Origin of the sequence: Photobacterium obscurum, from assembly GCF_026191635.1 — a bacterium.
Lineage (GTDB): Bacteria > Pseudomonadota > Gammaproteobacteria > Enterobacterales > Vibrionaceae > Photobacterium > Photobacterium obscurum.
This window is the reverse complement of the sequence record NZ_JAKRRW010000029.1, coordinates 24805-41778: the sequence shown is the minus strand read 5'-3', so window position 1 is coordinate 41778 and position 16974 is coordinate 24805. Positions and strand designations below refer to the sequence as shown.

General features: G+C 44.5%; 16 protein-coding genes. 7 read left to right on the top strand and 9 right to left on the bottom strand.

Annotated features, from left to right (window positions below; translation table 11 throughout):
* Nucleotides 1–35: 35 nt before the first annotated feature.
* Entirely contained in the window at nt 36–557 is a 522-nt protein-coding gene (locus MD588_RS23380) for a DUF2271 domain-containing protein (protein ID WP_407676606.1), read from the bottom strand.
* 34 nt (nt 558–591) lie between these two features.
* Nucleotides 592–1221 (bottom strand): PepSY-associated TM helix domain-containing protein, encoded by a 630-nt coding sequence (locus MD588_RS23375; RefSeq protein ID WP_265700241.1) that lies wholly within the window; start codon nt 1219–1221, stop codon nt 592–594.
* Between the two features lie 676 nt (nt 1222–1897).
* Between MD588_RS23375 and MD588_RS23370 the strand changes: the two genes are divergently transcribed.
* The 4 genes from MD588_RS23370 to MD588_RS23355 are packed head-to-tail and all read left to right on the top strand — an operon-like array spanning nt 1898 to nt 5170.
* A complete protein-coding gene (locus MD588_RS23370) occupies nt 1898–2731 on the top strand; it encodes a phosphate ABC transporter substrate-binding protein (RefSeq protein ID WP_265700240.1) in 834 nt (277 codons plus the stop codon).
* A 3-nt stretch (nt 2732–2734) separates the two neighbouring features.
* Nucleotides 2735–3601 carry a PstC family ABC transporter permease gene (locus tag MD588_RS23365; RefSeq protein ID WP_265700238.1) on the top strand — a complete coding sequence of 289 codons (867 nt, stop codon included), beginning with the start codon at nt 2735–2737 and terminating at the stop codon, nt 3599–3601.
* On the top strand, nt 3598–4458 hold the full coding sequence (locus tag MD588_RS23360) for a PstA family ABC transporter permease (protein WP_265700237.1): 861 nt from the start codon (nt 3598–3600) through the stop codon (nt 4456–4458). Before MD588_RS23365 ends, MD588_RS23360 begins: the two co-directional genes overlap by 4 nt.
* Before the next feature lies 1 nt (nt 4459).
* Complete coding sequence (locus MD588_RS23355) at nt 4460–5170, top strand: phosphate ABC transporter ATP-binding protein (RefSeq protein WP_265700236.1); 711 nt, start codon at nt 4460–4462, stop codon at nt 5168–5170.
* A 46-nt stretch (nt 5171–5216) separates the two neighbouring features.
* Here MD588_RS23355 and MD588_RS23350 read toward each other — a convergent pair whose 3' ends face one another.
* Nucleotides 5217–6554, bottom strand: a complete 1338-nt coding sequence (locus tag MD588_RS23350) for a hypothetical protein (RefSeq protein WP_265700234.1) — start codon at nt 6552–6554, stop codon at nt 5217–5219.
* Nucleotides 6555–7168: 614 nt separating this feature from the next.
* On the opposite strand from MD588_RS23350, the gene MD588_RS23345 reads away from it, so the two are divergent.
* Complete coding sequence (locus MD588_RS23345) at nt 7169–8317, top strand: M28 family metallopeptidase (protein ID WP_265700233.1); 1149 nt, start codon at nt 7169–7171, stop codon at nt 8315–8317.
* 103 nt (nt 8318–8420) lie between these two features.
* Here the strand turns inward: MD588_RS23345 and MD588_RS23340 are convergent, their stop codons facing one another.
* Together MD588_RS23340 and MD588_RS23335 are read right to left on the bottom strand one after the other, a co-directional pair.
* Nucleotides 8421–10286, bottom strand: coding sequence for a diguanylate cyclase domain-containing protein (locus MD588_RS23340; RefSeq protein ID WP_265700232.1), 1866 nt, complete (start codon nt 10284–10286; stop codon nt 8421–8423).
* A gap of 367 nt (nt 10287–10653) precedes the next feature.
* Nucleotides 10654–11124, bottom strand: a complete 471-nt coding sequence (locus tag MD588_RS23335; protein ID WP_265700231.1) for an aminoacyl-tRNA deacylase — start codon at nt 11122–11124, stop codon at nt 10654–10656.
* Nucleotides 11125–11325: 201 nt separating this feature from the next.
* Between MD588_RS23335 and hflK the strand changes: the two genes are divergently transcribed.
* Both hflK and hflC read left to right on the top strand, forming a co-directional pair.
* Complete coding sequence (gene hflK / locus MD588_RS23330) at nt 11326–12390, top strand: FtsH protease activity modulator HflK (protein WP_265700230.1); 1065 nt, start codon at nt 11326–11328, stop codon at nt 12388–12390.
* Entirely contained in the window at nt 12387–13352 is a 966-nt protein-coding gene (gene hflC, locus MD588_RS23325; RefSeq protein WP_265700228.1) for a protease modulator HflC, read from the top strand. Before hflK ends, hflC begins: the two co-directional genes overlap by 4 nt.
* A 92-nt stretch (nt 13353–13444) precedes the next feature.
* On the opposite strand, the gene MD588_RS23320 is transcribed toward hflC, so the two are convergent.
* The 4 genes from MD588_RS23320 to fusA form a co-directional block, all read right to left on the bottom strand.
* On the bottom strand, nt 13445–13609 hold the full coding sequence (locus MD588_RS23320; RefSeq protein ID WP_265700227.1) for a hypothetical protein: 165 nt from the start codon (nt 13607–13609) through the stop codon (nt 13445–13447).
* Nucleotides 13606–14025: a hypothetical protein gene (locus tag MD588_RS23315; RefSeq protein ID WP_265700226.1), complete on the bottom strand. Its 420-nt coding sequence runs from the start codon at nt 14023–14025 to the stop codon at nt 13606–13608. The genes MD588_RS23320 and MD588_RS23315 overlap by 4 nt, the downstream gene beginning before the upstream one ends.
* 2 nt (nt 14026–14027) lie before the next feature.
* Nucleotides 14028–14738, bottom strand: coding sequence for a hypothetical protein (locus tag MD588_RS23310; RefSeq protein ID WP_265700224.1), 711 nt, complete (start codon nt 14736–14738; stop codon nt 14028–14030).
* 76 nt (nt 14739–14814) lie between these two features.
* Entirely contained in the window at nt 14815–16839 is a 2025-nt protein-coding gene (gene fusA, locus MD588_RS23305) for an elongation factor G (protein WP_265700223.1), read from the bottom strand.
* Nucleotides 16840–16974 lie beyond the last annotated feature (135 nt).

The following is a 16974-nucleotide window of genomic DNA, read 5'->3' as shown; positions in this document are numbered from 1 at the left end:
TTGATTACAGGATTCGACAGCACGGTTTATCAGCTCTAACGAACGTTATAACTTAACGTGATAGAGCCAGTCTCTTTGGTCGGTGGGATCTGGTGAGTAAATGTCGATTCGCCTAGCGTCATTTTTTGGCGAATATAATTTCGGCCACCATGTTCACGAACAACCTCAGCGTAGAAGGTATACTCCCCCTGCTCTACCCGCTTGCCGCCGTCGTCAAGACCATCCCAAACAAAGCGGTATTCGCCAGCAGGACGCGTAGCCGATGTCACCGCATCAACCAAACCGCGGTCATAGCGACCGACTTTCCGCCACCAGCTACGAAGATCTTTCAGCCACTCATCCTTGCCTACCCAAAGTTGAACCGTACGCACTGGTTTTCGGTTTGCATCTTCGATCCATACCGCGACATATGGCCGTGCGTACATTGAGGTTTGAATCTTAGGTAACTCGAACTCAACATCCATGGAGGCAGTTTCAGGAATGGGCTTCGCATTCACGCTAAACGCCAGCGGTAATGCCACTGACATAGCCAGAAGCGATTTTGAAATAAAGGTCATGAGAAATCCTTTTAAAAACAAATACAGCTGAGCGTTAAGGAACAGCAAAAATAAATATAAGTAAGGTTGCCAGCGAGCCCACCGCCGTCCACTTTAGGGATGTGCTAAATGTTTTTTTCTTGGGAAATAACAGGCATACACCGGTCAAAACAAAAAAGACCATCAATAGCGCGGTAATATCGATGAACCATTTCCACACCTCGCCACTATTACGGCCTTTGTGCAGATCATTAAGAACAGCGATTACGCCGTAGTGCGATTTCTCAACAACCGCTTCTTGAGTTGTCAGATCGATAAACACCGAAGCATTGAAACCTGGCCCCTTATAATTCAGCGATATCTCGCCTTCTAGCAGCTCGCCATTTTCAACTTCAGTAAATATCTCAACATCAGATGGTTTACCGGAAATCTCGGCTTGCTCGGTAAGAAATGCTACTAATTGCTCTTCATCTGGCACGAATTCACGAGAACCTGACGCTATTAGCGCATTAGGTAACTGAATAGCAACCTCATCAACTGTCGGCTCACTGGTTACGAAAAACTCGGGGCGATTCAATGTAATACCCGTCACTGAAAAGAACAGCACCACTAACAACAGCGCCATTGAAATGTAGATATGCAGGCGACGAGCCCAAATTTGAACAGCCTTATTCTTTAACAGCATGAGTGAACACAGCAAAATCGATGGTAATGTAATGCCAAGCAATTTAATTGATAATCGTTTGCATTGGCATCACATTTACATTGTTTACTTATGTAAAGCACAGGTAGCAACTGGTGGTGTGGCTAGGAAGGCATAAAGGCGGAAAGTCTGGGTTATGACCAATCAGATAGCCACCAGCCAAAGTTGTAAGAAGAGGATAAAAGCTAGCATGAGTTGCTAGCTTATCTTTGTGTAAGCCAGCTTTAGAGCTATCACCCTAAGTAGTTTCTGGACAACCCCGAGTCAGCAGAGGCACGCTGACTCGTTTAGGAACACTGATTTTCCGAAAGCGCAGAGCGAAAGAAAGCCTATATCAGCTCTCCTTGCAATCTGTTTATTTCGAGAGCCTTATGGCATCTTCTAACTCATCCCCGATATAACAAATGGTGTTAACCTAAGGTTCCAGGATAACTGCCTCTTCACATTTGGATTAGCTTTCGCAATAGTGGACTAAAGCACCGCTCTCACTCCCACACCTTTTAAAATTGTGATTTAAATCAATTAGTAATATCACACTTCATTTGTAGTACATATTGTTTTGTCCGCTCGGTAGGCGTAATCTTTTACGTTCAAAATCGGCACCGGATACATCCGTGATGCTTTCCCTGTGCTTCAGTTCCAACAAAAAGGTGATTTTATGCGACTCAAATCTGGTTTTATCCGGTTGCTTGTTTGTGGCCTGTGTTTTATTCCGGCTATCAGTCAGGCTTCTGATCTAGACAGTTTCAAAGGACGTTCTGGAACGATCAATATCGCAGGGGGAACAGCGCATATCCCGGTTATGAAACAAGCCGCCAAGGCTGTTATGAAGGCCAATAGCGAAATCCGTATCACAATCGCGGGAGGAGGATCTGGTGTAGGCGCCCAACAAGTGGCCAAAGGCCTGGTTGAGATTGGAAACACCGGCCGACCATTGAAGCCGAGTGAAGCAAAACACGGGCTGATCTCGTTCCCATTCGCTATTGATGGCGTTGCGGTCATCATCAATCCGTCAAATCCAATTCAAGCATTAACCCAGCAAGAAGTGGCCGATATCTTTGCAGGCAAAATCACCAACTGGCAGTCTCTAGGCGGAAATGATCGCGCTATCAACATTTTCACCCGAGATGAGGCCAGTGGTACCCGTGCCGTTTTTGTAAAAAAATTGCTTCACAACTCACCGATGGTCAATCACGCCAATGTTGTGCCGTCTAATGGCGCAATGAAGACAGCCATCGCACGCGATCCTGGTGCCATTGGCTACAGTAGCGTCGGCTATATAGACAGCATGGTTAAAGCGCCAGTTCTAGATAATGTCCAACCTACCAATGAAGCCTGTGCATCTGGCGAATACCCTATTGTGCGCAAGCTATACATGAATACCAAAGGCGAGCCTCAAGGACTGGTGCGAGAATTTATTGATTTTATCTACAGTCCGCAGGGTGCTGAATATATACGCGCGTCTGGATATATTCCAGTTAGCAATAAATAACCCATGACATCCCCTATCACGACAGAGCGAATACTGCTGGCACTTGTTACCACAGTATTTGTTCTAATGCTGTTATTGTTCGGCTTTTTGTTCTGGTTTGCCTTGCCCGTTTTCATTAATACTGAGACACCAGTTTTATCGCTGATCTGGATGCCAGAGCAAGGACAATATGGCATTTTATCTATGATCATCGGTTCCGGGCTGATCGGTTTAATCGCTCTGACACTGGCTTTTCCTGTTGCCGTTGGCATCACAGGTTTTTGCCTGTTGAATCGCTATCAAAAAATGGCAGTTTGGATCCGGCGAGTGATCCGACTGATGGCCGGGGTCCCGACGGTTGTTTATGGTATTGCAGCTGTTTTTTTACTTGTTCCGTTACTACGTGAAACCTTTCGGAGTGGTTCAGGCTTTTGCCTGCTCGCCGCTGCAGTAATGGTCGTACTATTGATTTTGCCTGTTATGGTGATGATGTTAGACACTCACTGCCGACCGCTGGCAAACCAGATCCGCCTAGCATCTGCGTCCATGGGATTTACCGATACACAGACAGTTTTATACTTAGTCCTACCTAACGCGACCAAAGCGATGACCACTGCTGCGTTATTGGGCTTTAGCCGGGCTATTGGTGATACCCTACTCCCACTAATGTTGGCCGGAAATGCCCCGCAGCCGGCTGGCAGCGTATTTGACTCAGTCCGGAGCTTAACAGCCCATATAGGCTTGGTTCTCGCAACTGAAAACGGCAGCGCAGCTTATAACTCTCTGTTTGCTGCCGGCCTGTTGTTACTTGCGATAAGTGTCACTGTTACATTGCTGATCAGAAGAATGGAACACGCGCAGTGTAATGCACGCAAAGGTGACGCAGAATGAAGGCACGATTATTTCACCTCTGGTGCTTAGGCTCCACAATCGGACTGTTGGTATGCCTGACCTTTTTCATTGGTTTTATTATAAACCGAGGCGCGCCCACTCTCAGTCTTTCGCTATTTTTCGGTGATACCGACCCCATCAAAGGACTACTTGGGCTCGAACCCATATGGGACGGGATATGGCCAGCCTGCATTGGTACTATTACGGTTGTGGCCAGCGCCTTATCACTAGCCCTCTTGCCTGGGCTCGCAACAGGGATATGGCTGGCAACCAGCTCGAGTTCACGGTTCAAAACCATCCTTGCGCTAGGCATTGATATCCTTGCTGGTATCCCTTCGATCCTGATGGGGCTGTTCGGGTTTACCTTAATCCTATTTCTGCGCAACTGGTTACTCCCATCAGCCAATACCTGCTTACTTTTATCTGCGTTAAGCCTCGCAATGTTGATCATTCCCTATTTAGCTGTCGCAACCCGAACGGCCCTGCAAGCCTTGCCCCCTTCGCTTGAGATAACGGCGCTATCGCTCGGTATGACACGCTGGCAGACTTTGCGTACGGTACTGCTACCACAAGCGACTAAAGGAATTATTGGGGGCGTCATGTTGGCGATGGGCAGAGCAGCCGAAGATACCGCCGTTATTATGATGACGGGCGCTGTTGCCAACGCAGGCATGCCCAGCGGTGTATTTGAGCGCTATGAGGCACTGCCATTTACTATTTTCTATTACAGTGCCCAATACCAAAGTGATTCAGAGCTCCAAATGGCCTTTGGTGCTGCGCTAACCCTTCTGTGCCTCACTGCCGCAATTTTTTCTGTGGCCGGACTATTGCCACGAACACCGTCATGGAGAACCTAGTATGACATTAAAACGACCGCCAGAATTTGCCGGTAAGGTTTCCAATCTCACCATTTCTTTTGGCTCCCAACCGGTTATCTCAGACGTGAGTGTCGACTTTTATAAAAATCAAATCCACGTGTTTACCGGTCTATCAGGCTCAGGCAAGACGACTTTTCTGCGAGCCCTCAACCGCCTCAATGATTGTTTCGAAAACTGCCAAACACGCGGGAAAATAGAACTGTTACTTGATGGAACAATGCAGTCTGTTCACGCTATTAAAGCCCAGCAACTACCAGAATTACGCCGGAAGGTAGGCATGGTATTCCAGCACCCGCAGTTGTTACCCGGCACGATAAAGGAGAACTTGCTACTACCACTTAAAGTTGTGCGTGGCCTGAAGGGTCAGGGTGCACAACAAAAGCTTTATACCGCCCTCAACCAGGCCGCACTCTGGGATGAAGTCAAAGACCGCCTTAACATGCCGGCTAATTCTCTTTCCGGCGGACAGCAACAGCGTCTTTGTCTGGCCCGCACTCTGGCGCTTGAACCCGAAATTTTGCTGCTTGATGAACCTACTGCCTCATTGGATCCTGAAACGACCGCTCAAATCGAGGAACTCATTATCCAATTGGCTACACGGTATACCATAGTTATGGTTTCCCATTCAGCACAGCAAACAAAAAAGCTGGCTGATCACATCAGCTGTTTTGAACATGGAAGGATTGTATGATCAATATAAACACTCCCGGTAAGCGAAGAAACTAAAATGGTATAGATCAAAGTGCATTCCATGAGCGGGTAAAACCATTGGCCCAAAACTGCACTTCATGCTGTTTGTTCTGGCTTTCCAACACTACGGTTACCCAAGTTTTTTTCTTAAATTCTGAAACAAGGTAATTCATTCCTTTTTTATTACTCGGTGTTGCTATACGGTAACTATCCCCCGTTAATTCTGGTTCCCAACACGTAAGGGTAAATGCCACCTCTTTTCCATTGACGGGAGCTACGATCTTGCCAGCTTTGTCAACTTCATCACAGATGTCATTGAAGGCAATAGAAATCGACTTGCCTTGCTTTTTGTCTGAGTTAACTTGTACGGCAAATAACTTTCGAAGCTCGGTTACCTGTAACCTAGCCTGAATTGCTTGTTTTTGGATTATTTGGGCTTCAGATGGTGTAATAGCTAAGCCTACAGCCATTTTCTCTTTGGTTAATTCTATCGGTAAAGCCGTTCTATTAGATTTAGACCAAGAAGCAAGAATCTCACCATCGCGTCCTTCGGCAAAAAGCCTATTTCGACTGCCTTTAATGACCTCTTCCATCGTCTTAATAAGTACAGTAAAAGTACTAATTTTCGCGTTTATATTCTTCACATCATCTGCATCGCCTTTGCGTGTATCAAAAAACAAAGTTCGAGCGATAGGTTCTTTTTTTATATTCAAAGAGTGATCAATTTTGGAATGATGCTTAGCTACAAGAAAGTTCTCGTAGACAATGGTAGACCCATTGCTTTTGATCTCCACACGCTTTGTCTTATCTCTCGCTTCATCGCACGTAAGCGCCTGCCCTTTTAACACCCGTGCTTCGTCCGACAATTTGAGATGGCTGATAAATTCAACTTCTTTAACGTACTTTTCTCGCAAACGATCAATATCCTTTCTCAGATCTTCCGCATCTTTTAGTGCGTCAGCCGAAAGGCGCATATTACTCCGACCCAACTTATAATCTTCGTAAAAGTCCTCGTCGTAACAATAGTCCGCGAGTTTCTTCCAGACATCTCGGGCATTCTTGAGGCCCTTTATTGTAACTTTCACCTGTTTTTTAAGACTATTGAATTTTTCTGCTTCAATGGCCGCTTTTTGGCCGTTATCCTTTAATAGATCATAAAAATCGAGGTCATTAATTACTGTTGTATAAATCCGGCCTGACACAAACTCAAATTCATTATAAGGTTTAATACGTTCATTATACCTATCTACATTATCGTCATACCTGCCTCTGTACTTGCTTAAGAGTTCTAATGCTTTGTCCCAGTTTCTGTCGGTACAGTAAGCCGCCTGCGCGGATTGCGACGTAATTAAGAATAAAAGAATTAATAGAAATAACTTTTTCATCTTAAACCGCTCTCCCTTTCGCGTTTTAGAGAAAATTACTACCCTTATATTAGTAAGGTACTTTTCTCTAAAGTGAGGTGAACATCAACTTTCCCTTAATTAAATATGGGAAACCGCTTGCGTAACGTGATTGACAGGTGACTTTTAAGAACATCTGAATAAACCGCCCTAATGATGGAACAATCAATAATGAGGAAGCCTCGTAAACAAGCCTTATAGATATCAATTGAATAGCTTTCTTTCGCTGAAGGAAGCAGCAAAAAAATGTGGCTTTCTAGCTAATGAAAATAATTTTGATGAGTACCTGAATAACTTCAAACCAAGTATCTTTTTTACTCATCCATACACACCGTTTACTATTATATTAGTTCTTCAGGCAACCTTAAATCACCCTATAAATTTAAAGTGACGTGAATATTTACTGAATACATTTTCACTTAATAATAATTACTTATAAAAAGTGCAACCACTCAAAATAGTGACGACTGACGCAGTCTAGTAATAAATTTCAAATCTAAGATAAAACCTAGATGGATATCACAGTTGATTGCCAGTTATTCAAGATAATAAACCAGCACCTATATTGATAACCAATACAAACAAGAGGTACGATCATGAGAAGAGGTATATTCTGCTACTCGGCATTGGCAATAGCTATTACTCTTGCAGGTTGTAATAGTGATAACAGCACCGATGATGAAAAAACAGTAGAAATTGACTATGGCGTCAAAGCTATGGAGTACTTGACCGAAATAGCTGACGAAACAACAGGCATCGGAGCCAGAGAAGCAAGTTCACAACAAGAAATTCAAACCGGTAATTGGATATACGATAAGCTAACTGGATTTGGCTATGATGTACTGGTTCAACCTTTTACTTACGTTAAAAAAGTTGAAGGTGTCGACACCACATTTATTTCTAACAATTATATTGTTGAAAAAAAAGGTGCTCAGGATAAAACAATTTTGCTATCCGCCCACTATGATTCCACCGGTTCAGATCATGGCTCATTAGGTGCAACCGACAACGGGGCCGGTCTAGCCGCCGCAATCGCAATCGCTGAAAAGCTCCAAACCACCGACCTGCCGTACAATGTCCGTATATTACTCCCTGGCGCTGAAGAGAACGGCCTGAACGGTTCGTTGCACTACGTAAAAAATGCCCTTGCGAACGGCGAGCTAGATAACGTTATAAGCATGATTAACTATGACACCGTTGGTGGAGGGGATATCGTTTACGTTCATGCAGCCCATTCGGATTATAATGAGTATAAATCCAAGTGCGAATCTTTAGGGCTTGATGAGTCGAATTACAATAAAGAAACGACAATTCGTGACGCCATGTTACAAGCTTCTATCGATGTCATTGGTGAGGATAATAAATATATCATCCACCCCGCCCTTGCAGGTTATCCAGAGGGAGAGACGGGTTCATGGTCTGATCATGCTGGTTTTGCATGTGCCGGAATACCGATTGCTTATGTAGAAGCCACAAATTTTAATATTAACGGTGAGTATGGATATGATGGCTACTCACAAACGACTAACCCACAAATGTGGGATTGTTATGATGCAGAGACTAAGACTGCTTGTGACCGTGATACCGAAACAAAATGGGGCAAAATTTGGCATACCGAATATGACAAGTTGGATAAGCTAGAGGAAGCATTCCCTGGTCGAGTGTCTGAGCAAGTAAAAAACAATGTTAATATCGTCATCGAGTTATTAACCAACGAAAAATACTTTATCCAAGCGCAAGGGTAGATATTTTAAGCAGCGCCATTCTGTTTATTACGTCAGAGTGGCGCTTTTATTTAAACAACGCTGTTAATCATTGTTCTTAATTCGCTGGTGTCATTTCTTGCAGTTACTGTCTTTCTTGCTTCATTAGTCCAGTGAAATAGCAATAACAGTTACGCCCTTCAGCCTTGGCCGTATACATAGCTTGATCTGCGTTCATAAGCAGGGTTCCGGCCTCGGTTCCGTCTTGCGGATAAAGAGAAATGCCTATACTGGGTGAAATATTGACAGTTTCGGCACCTAGTGTGAAAGGTACAGAAAACTTACGCAAAATCTCTTGAGCAACGCGTTCGACACCCTGTGGATTTTCCTGCTCACCGAGAATAATAGTAAACTCATCCCCTCCCAGCCGCGCTACCGTATCGGTTTCCCGTACACAGTCGCAAAGCCGTTCAGCAACATCTTTGAGCAGCTGATCTCCCATATTATGACCAAGAGTATCATTCACCTCCTTAAAGCGATCAAGATCAAGAAATAGCAAGGCCATCAATGTATCAGAACGTTGTGCTCGTTTCTTTTCCTGCTCCAGTTTTTCAAGGAACATCTGTCGGTTAGCTAACCCGGTAAGCGAGTCGAAGTTAGCCCGACGCCAGATAAGCTCTTCGGATTTTTTCTTGTCAGTTATATCAGAAAATTGCGCAACCTGACGGTGGAGCGAGCCATCTGTATTATAAATTGAATTGATTGCCAGCAAGGCAATATAGGTTTTGCCGTTTTTGTGGTGGCTTTTGAGTTCCCCCTGCCAGTGACCAGTGGTATGTAAGGCGTGAAGCACATTTTGATAAACACTTTCATCTTGATGTCGACAGAGTAGAAATTTTGTTTTTTTCCCTTTGACTTCATCAAGCGAGTAACCCGTGATAACAGTAAACGCAGGGTTGGTAGTAATAATATTTCCATTACTGTCGGTAACAATCATAGCTTCACTGCTATTTTGATGAACCAAGGAAGCCAATTGCATCGACTCTTCGCTCAATTTGCGATCGGTGATATCAAGTATTCCTGCAATCACAAACTGGACTTTTCCTTTGACTCGGTAGCAGGCAACAGTCATGTGGGTATAAACAGTTTCTCCATCCTTACGGATAAAGCGTTTATCAAGTGAATATCCATCGCTTTCACCTGCTAGCATGCGGTTAAACTGGTACAAACTAGCCGGCATATCTTCGGGGTGAGTTAAGTCAGGCCAAGTTAGTTGAAGTAGTTCTTCCTGACTGTAGCCAAGCATCTCACACACCTGTGGGTTTACTCGCTGCCAGCTTTTCTCAGGATTGGTGATAGCTATCCCTATGTTGCCTAAATCAAACTGGGAGCGAAATAAAAACTCACTTTCTTTTAAGGCATCTGCAGTTTGTTTACGCTGAAGCCTGCGAGTAAACAGCATTCCCAATAAGACAGTGATAAGAGGAAAAATAAATAAAACCGGCAAGGTGATACTAGAAAGCACCTTCAGCGCTCTATCCCAGGGCAAAATAAATATCATCGCCAACATTACGAGATGGATTACAATGCCAAACAGATAAATCTCGCGGCCTGATAACTCCGTTAACGGACGCTGGCGATAATAATGCCAGGCAATTCCTATGGAACCTGAAGATATGATCACACCCACTCCGACGATCGCGGCTTCCCCCCCTTGAAATAGACGCAATATTGCAGTCATTACCATGGCAATTAAAGTGGGAACTGTTCCAAAGAATAGTCCAGAGATCCCAAGTAGTACCGAGCGAGTATCAATGATAATACCCGGAGCATATTCCCATGGAGAGAGCATAATAATAATGCCAATCACCCCCAGAGCCAGACCAGTTGGTACGCTCTTCAGTGAGGTAAGCTCGGTACGATGGCTGCTGGTAGCCATATCGTAGATAAAAAGCATTGCCAGTAATAACGCAGCATTATGAATCAATGCGAGGAGGCCGGAATGATACATGCCTATTGTTGCCTCTTATTCATTTGTTTTTATAATGTAATCGTTGTGTTAAGCGCAGGGGCTGAATAGTAGCAATTAAATGCAAGCGTTGACTATAGCTATTTACCTTACTTTTTAACTTTCCCTCTAAATTCACAGTAACAATTGGTCACAACTAAACATAATTTATCACAAATAAAGGTTGGCAATTACTCGTGCGGTCGTCACCCTCACTTTTGCTTGATATGTCTAGACATCAAACAAATCACTTTATGGCATATACCTAAGCTAACTCGAGATGCGGATGTAGAGTAAGTCCAGCGGGCGAGCCCCTGTTTGATTTTAAAAAGGGGCTTCTATACTGCGGATCTTGAAGTCAATTGGCTATCTAGTTTGACTTACAATAATAGCCGTGACGCAGGCCTTTCATTAAAGTATGAAACTGTTCGCTGTTAACTTGAATAAGCTGCTTATGATCACCCGCCTCAAAATACACCTTTGATAATGCATGTAAGGCATCGTCCACGATGGTCTCAATGCCGTAAGCCTCTCCTAAAGGAGGGATAGCTCCGGGTTGGCAGTCTGAAAATAATTGATCCATCTCTTCTTCAGGGACTAACTGGAGATCTCTGTTTAGCTCGTCGTTCAACCGATCAAGGCTGATCCACTCGCTGGCCGGAACCACGGCCAACAGGTACCCCTTTTCATCTTTCAATAGCACACTCTTGGCAAGATGGTCTTCAGGAATATGCGCGGCGTGTGCAGTCTCGCAGCTAGAAGATGATTTAGGGTGAGCAACAGTTCCAAATGAAACATTTTTTTTGGTTAAGAATTCTGATACCGCTTTTGCAATCGCCATTACATCACCTTTGGTTGATATTTGTGGCTAAAAATTGGGAATAGAGCTGATAAGTACCCTAATAAAGCTAGTTTAGAATTGGGAAAAGTAAAACCCTGCCTAACTGTAGGGTTGTTTGCCATACCATCTTGAAAAATCATCCAAAGCCGACCAGTCTTTATTGAGAGAAAACAATTTTTACCACGATTAAGCGCCAATATTATGCCATCTCCTAACGATAACGACGCTCCCGGCGATCCTTGGGAGCGTTGGACTAAGCCCCCTCCCGTAAAAGGTCAGCTTATTCACAAAGGCTATGCCAAAACTAAGAAATTTTTACCCGAGGTAAGTCTTGGTGGCGCTATCATTTTTGTCGTGCTGCTCTTTGGAGCAGTGAGTTTTTGGAGTGCTTTCTACACTGTTCCCAGCGATTCCGTAGCCGTGGTACAGCGCTTTGGTAAATACATTAAAAAGATACCGCCGGGTTTACATTTCAAATTACCGCTCGGCATCGACACCGCCATTATTGTGCCTATCAAGCGTCAGTTAAAACAAGAATTTGGCTTTACTACACCAAGTTCCAGCTCTCTTAATCTAATCCCTCGCACTCAAAACGTCGCTTTAGAAACCCAAATGGTCACCGGCGATTTAAATGCCGCGTTAGTCGAATGGGTCGTTCAATATCGCATCGCTGATCCCGTTAAATTCTTGTTTGAGGTGCGAGCGCCCAACGCAACGCTACGTGATGTATCTGAATCTGTGATGCGTGAAGTGGTTGGTGATCGTACCGTCGATGAGGTTATTACAATTGGCCGACAAGAAATTGAATCGGAAGCGCTTGCTAAAATGCAAATACTGACGACCAAGTATGCAATGGGGATCAGTATTGACCAGGTGCAGCTAAAAAATATTAATCCCCCCAAACCCGTCCAGGCATCATTTAATGAAGTCAATCAAGCACAGCAGGAGAAAGAAAGACTCATTAATGAGGCGCGCAGAGATTACAACAAAGTGATCCCACTGGCGGAAGGTGAGAAAGATCAGCGTATCCGTGAAGCGGATGGTTACCGGCTTAAAAGAATTAATGAAGCACAGGGTGATGTCGCCAGGTTCAATGCCTTGTTAGTCGAGTACACCAAAGCGCCAGAAGTCACACGTCGAAGAATATATCTTGAAACCATGCAGGAGATTTTGCCCGTAATTCATTCAAAAATTATCATTGATGAACAAACGCATAGTATTTTGCCATTCCTTGATCTCAATGCAATACAGGGAGAGCAACCATGAAAAACGCGAAGCCTTTTGTTGCCCTTGTTATATTGGCTATTGTTGCTCTTTCAATAAAAGGAGCACTTTATACTGTGGGTGAAGTTGAACAAGTGATTATCACCCAGTTTGGCAAACCGGTTGGCGATCCTGTGACTACGGCGGGTCTGCACGTAAAAACACCTTTTATTCAAGACGTTAACACTATCGACAAACGGGTACTTGAATGGGATGGCGCCGCATCCGACATGCCGACAAAAGATAAACTGTATATTTCGGTAGATTTGTTCGCACGTTGGCGGATAACGGAACCCTTGCAGTACTTCCTCCGTCTGCGTGATGAGCACAGTGCCCAATCACGCCTGAACGATATTCTCGGCAGCGAAACCCGTAATGCGGTCGCTAAACATAAATTAATCGAAATTATTCGCACCACCAAAAACCGACAGCCTTTACATGAAGAGATGCTGACGGAGGCAGAGCGCAAGCTGAGTAACTTGGTGCCGATTCAAAAAGGTCGCAAGTTAGTTGAGGAAGAAATCTTTACCGCCGCGGCAGAAAAAATTCAAGTTTTTGGCATTGAGTTATTGGATATTCGATTCAAACGCATTAATTACAACGCAAGCGTCAGGCCGAAGATTTATGACCGCATGATTAGTGAACGTCGCCAAATTGCTGAGCGTTTCCTTTCCGAGGGAAATGGTGAGGCCGCTCGGATCCGTGGTAATCGACTTCGTGATTTAAACAAAATCCAATCGGAGGCCTACCGGCAGGTGGAAGAGATCCGAGGCTTAGCCGACGCAAAAGCAGCCGAAATATACGCAATGGCGTACAACCAGAGTCCACAAGCTGTAAACTTGTATGAGTTTACGCGTACCATGCAATCCTACCGTACGATAATTACTGAAAATACAACACTGGTATTATCCACTGAAAGTGATTTATTCAAGTTTCTGAAGGGAATAAAACCAACAAAAGAGTAACAGCTGGAGCCAACAAACAGCAATTGACCTTAACAGGTTCAACGACAAAGCGCCGAAATACAAGCCTAATAATAATCCATTTCAGAATCAGTTTATTTTGCCTTATTTTGTCGTAGCCACTTAATCATCTCGTCGGCATGCTGAACAAGCCGGTGTTGGGTATCGCAGCCATAGAACCTAAGTTCAACGTTCAAGTCTTCAAAAAGCTCTTGTAGTTCATCAAGTTTACTTTCTAGAGGGCGTTTTGTTTCGTTCATAGTTTCGTTACCGTTAATAGATATTCAGCATACGGGTGAGCATATACAGAAATAATAAACCAGCTATCCTGACCTATAATCTCAACCTCTTCACCTCGTTCCTTCTGCTCAGCACTATCAAAATAGTTACTAATCAGGATCTGGTCGCCATCGACAAAATACATAATTTCGCCATCAATAGATTTGAGCACTACGGAAAAGCGTTCGCCTTGAAAACCAAGAACCTTAAACAGGCTTTCATGTTCTCCCCCTACGATATCCTGATGCTGAAACGGCTTCGGGTTTCGGCTGAAATCGATGTAGGTATAATCGCGACTCAAAGCTTCCGTATGACGAATAACATGCGAAGGTGCACACGCGACTAGCCAGGCAAAAAAGAAACAAATCGAGAGGGCCTTTATAAATGTGTAAAACAACGTCACGCACCTGTAGCCCAAGAAAACAATACATACTCTTTATCGGTTTCGTAAAACATTAACTTGTCATTCCATTGCAACGTCAAAGCGAGCCCAGACAAAAAACGCTCGGAAATAGGTAAGACATAGCTTTCAGAGTCCGCGACTAGCTGACGATTAACAAAAATACCCCACTGACTTGGATATTCCAACCTTTCCGAGGCAAAGCGTTCATTCATTATCGTCTTAATAATTTCCTCGGTAATCCAGCTAACTTCGTCTTGTATCTGGTTTTCACTCAGAGGGGTAAAATCATACTCTTGCAATTCAGGGAGCAACCATTGATCGACGAATTCAGGAACATTGGTTGGTGTCATGTTAGCGATTGACCACTCTTGATAATGGTGCAAGTGATGATTGCATAAGGTAATGAACGCCTCAAACTCACAGCTAACTTGTTCCTTGGGGCAAATAAAAAAGCTCGCATCCTCTATCCCTTCACGCATCGTACGGTATTCAATCAGCGTAACGGCCTTGTGCTGAGAATCCAGAGCATATTTTTTGACCGACACCAAATTGCGTTGGCAAAAACTCAGGGAAAGTTCATTCGAGTCAATCCATGCCATAAACTGCTTCGCACGGTTCAACTTTCGAGACTCGCAACCTCGAGAATGCAATTCTCCAACGACTTCTGCTAAGAGTTTCTTGGCTTCTTGTAGCTTTTTCTCAATCATAGATGATTATTATTCTGACCTCTTTCAATTCGCACTCCCAGGACCTGGGAGTGCGTCGAAGCATTTCATTCAGGGCTTAACACGTCGCCTCGCTTTGGTTACAAACCCGTTTTTGGACATTGGTCGGTGCCTGTTCGTAATGACTCAGCGTCATACTGAAGCTCCCTTCCCCACCGGTGATTGCACGCAAGCGTTGCGAGTAGTCTTGAAGTTCGTTCAACGGTGCCTTTGCCTGGAGCGAAGTCAGATTATTTGGCTCGGCATTGGTACCGATGATCACCCCACGGTTCCCTGCCAGATCGCCGGTTACGTCACCGACACTGACTGTTGGTACCGTCAGTGACAGCTCAACAATTGGCTCCAGCACAATAGGCGATGCATTGTTTACCGCATCCAAGAAGGCTTTCTTACCGGCAATAACAAACGCTATTTCTTTCGAGTCAACCGAGTGGTACTTACCGTCATAAACCGTGACTTCAATATCTTTAATCGGGTTGCCCGATATTGCCCCTTCATCCACGGCCTGTCTTATCCCCTTCTCTACCGCAGGGATCAAAGCCGTCGGGATCGCTCCCCCAACCACTTTATTGACGAACACAAAACCTGTGCCCGGCTCCAAGGGGCGCACTTTAAGCTGAACTTCGCCAAACTGACCGGCGCCGCCACTCTGCTTTTTATGACGATAGCGTCCTTCCGCCGCTTGGGTGATCGTTTCGTAGTACTCAATGCTTGGCTGCGCAACATCGACCTTCAATTTATACAGCGATTCCATCTTTTCCATGGCTATCTTAAGGTGGAACTCTCCCTGGCCGCTGAGTAAGGTTTCATTGGTGCGCGTACGGTGCTCAAGACGCAAAGTCGGATCTTCAGCCGCAATTTTTTGCAATACTTCAGAGAGCTTTTGCTCGTCACCGCGTTTTATTGTCCGGATTGCCAAGCTATACATGGGCTCTGGAAATGCCAGCGTACGCATCGTGATACCATCTTCATCATGGGAATCATGAATGACTGAATCAAAAAACAAGTCATCTACTTTGGCCAACACACAGAAATCACCCGGCTTGGCACTACTGATTTCAATCCGTTTTTTACCCTGAAGCTGATACAAATGACCAACTTTAAACGCCTTGTTGCTTTCGCCGATATATAACTGGCTGCCAGCATTGATCTCCCCTTGGAAAAGACGAATATACGCCAGTTTTCCCAAATAAGGGTCAACGCTTACTTTATAGACATGGGCAACACTGTGATCGAGCTGATCGCAGTTTACCTGTATTTGTTTACCGTCTTTCTCCAAAAATGGCGGGTTGCCTTCCTCGGGCATTGGCATGATTTCAGCCAATGTTCGTAGTAACAGGTCGGTTCCTACCCCAGTTTCTGCGGAAACAAAACAGATAGGAATAACATGTCCGGTACGCAATGCTTCTTCAAATGGGTCATGCAGTTGTTGCGGTGACAGCGCGGAACCTTGTTCCAGGTACAGCTCCATTAACGCTTCATCAACCTCAATAACCTGATCAATAAGCCGTTCATGCGCACTAGATACACTGTCAATCATGGTCAGCCTGTCTTCATCAGGTTCGAAATAGCAGTCGATGACACTTTTACCATCTTCTGATGGTAAGTTGATGGGCAAACAACAACTACCAAAATGTGTTGAAATTTCCGAGACAAGTGCACCAATCTGATGAGGATTCAGATCCAGCTTGTTGATAATTATCATCTGGCACTTTTGCTGCTCTTGAGCAAAAGCAAACAAACGTTCAGAGACTTGATTCAATGGCGTGTTGGCGTCTAGCACCAAGGCTGTCGTTTCTATGGCGGGAAAAACACTCAAGCTTCGCCCGAGCAGTTCGGGTAGGCCCGGAGTGTCAATAATATTCATTCGGTGGTTGTGCCAGGTTAAGGCGACGGGCGTTGCTTCGATACTGTGCTGATACTGAATCGACTGGGAGTCAAAGTCAGTGACTGTATCCCCTTGCTTAACGCTCCCAAGATGTGTTGTTGACTGAGACTCATACAACAGACGTTCGATTAACGTCGTTTTTCCAACTCCGCTTTGACCGATAAAACCAACGTTACGTATTTCATTTACAGACATAGGTGCCCCCTAGAATAAGAAAGACGAGTTACTGCACACTTTGCATTGCGTTAGTTGGCGGTTTTACCGCCTTATCGTCTTCCAAGTCATTTTCCGTATGGGGATATCCATAAGCGTTCCATTTAATGGTAACTA

Bases quoted from the DNA above. Each gene is read 5' to 3' on its own strand.
- MD588_RS23380 (WP_407676606.1), bottom strand. From the start codon at position 557: ATGACCTTTATTTCAAAATCGCTTCTGGCTATGTCAGTGGCATTACCG.
- MD588_RS23375 (WP_265700241.1), bottom strand. From the start codon at position 1,221: ATGCTGTTAAAGAATAAGGCTGTTCAAATTTGGGCTCGTCGCCTGCAT.
- MD588_RS23370 (WP_265700240.1), top strand. From the start codon at position 1,898: ATGCGACTCAAATCTGGTTTTATCCGGTTGCTTGTTTGTGGCCTGTGT.
- MD588_RS23365 (WP_265700238.1), top strand. From the start codon at position 2,735: ATGACATCCCCTATCACGACAGAGCGAATACTGCTGGCACTTGTTACC.
- MD588_RS23360 (WP_265700237.1), top strand. From the start codon at position 3,598: ATGAAGGCACGATTATTTCACCTCTGGTGCTTAGGCTCCACAATCGGA.
- MD588_RS23355 (WP_265700236.1), top strand. From the start codon at position 4,460: ATGACATTAAAACGACCGCCAGAATTTGCCGGTAAGGTTTCCAATCTC.
- MD588_RS23350 (WP_265700234.1), bottom strand. From the start codon at position 6,554: ATGAAAAAGTTATTTCTATTAATTCTTTTATTCTTAATTACGTCGCAA.
- MD588_RS23345 (WP_265700233.1), top strand. From the start codon at position 7,169: ATGAGAAGAGGTATATTCTGCTACTCGGCATTGGCAATAGCTATTACT.
- MD588_RS23340 (WP_265700232.1), bottom strand. From the start codon at position 10,286: ATGTATCATTCCGGCCTCCTCGCATTGATTCATAATGCTGCGTTATTA.
- MD588_RS23335 (WP_265700231.1), bottom strand. From the start codon at position 11,124: ATGGCGATTGCAAAAGCGGTATCAGAATTCTTAACCAAAAAAAATGTT.
- hflK (WP_265700230.1), top strand. From the start codon at position 11,326: ATGCCATCTCCTAACGATAACGACGCTCCCGGCGATCCTTGGGAGCGT.
- hflC (WP_265700228.1), top strand. From the start codon at position 12,387: ATGAAAAACGCGAAGCCTTTTGTTGCCCTTGTTATATTGGCTATTGTT.
- MD588_RS23320 (WP_265700227.1), bottom strand. From the start codon at position 13,609: ATGAACGAAACAAAACGCCCTCTAGAAAGTAAACTTGATGAACTACAA.
- MD588_RS23310 (WP_265700224.1), bottom strand. From the start codon at position 14,738: ATGATTGAGAAAAAGCTACAAGAAGCCAAGAAACTCTTAGCAGAAGTC.
- fusA (WP_265700223.1), bottom strand. From the start codon at position 16,839: ATGTCTGTAAATGAAATACGTAACGTTGGTTTTATCGGTCAAAGCGGA.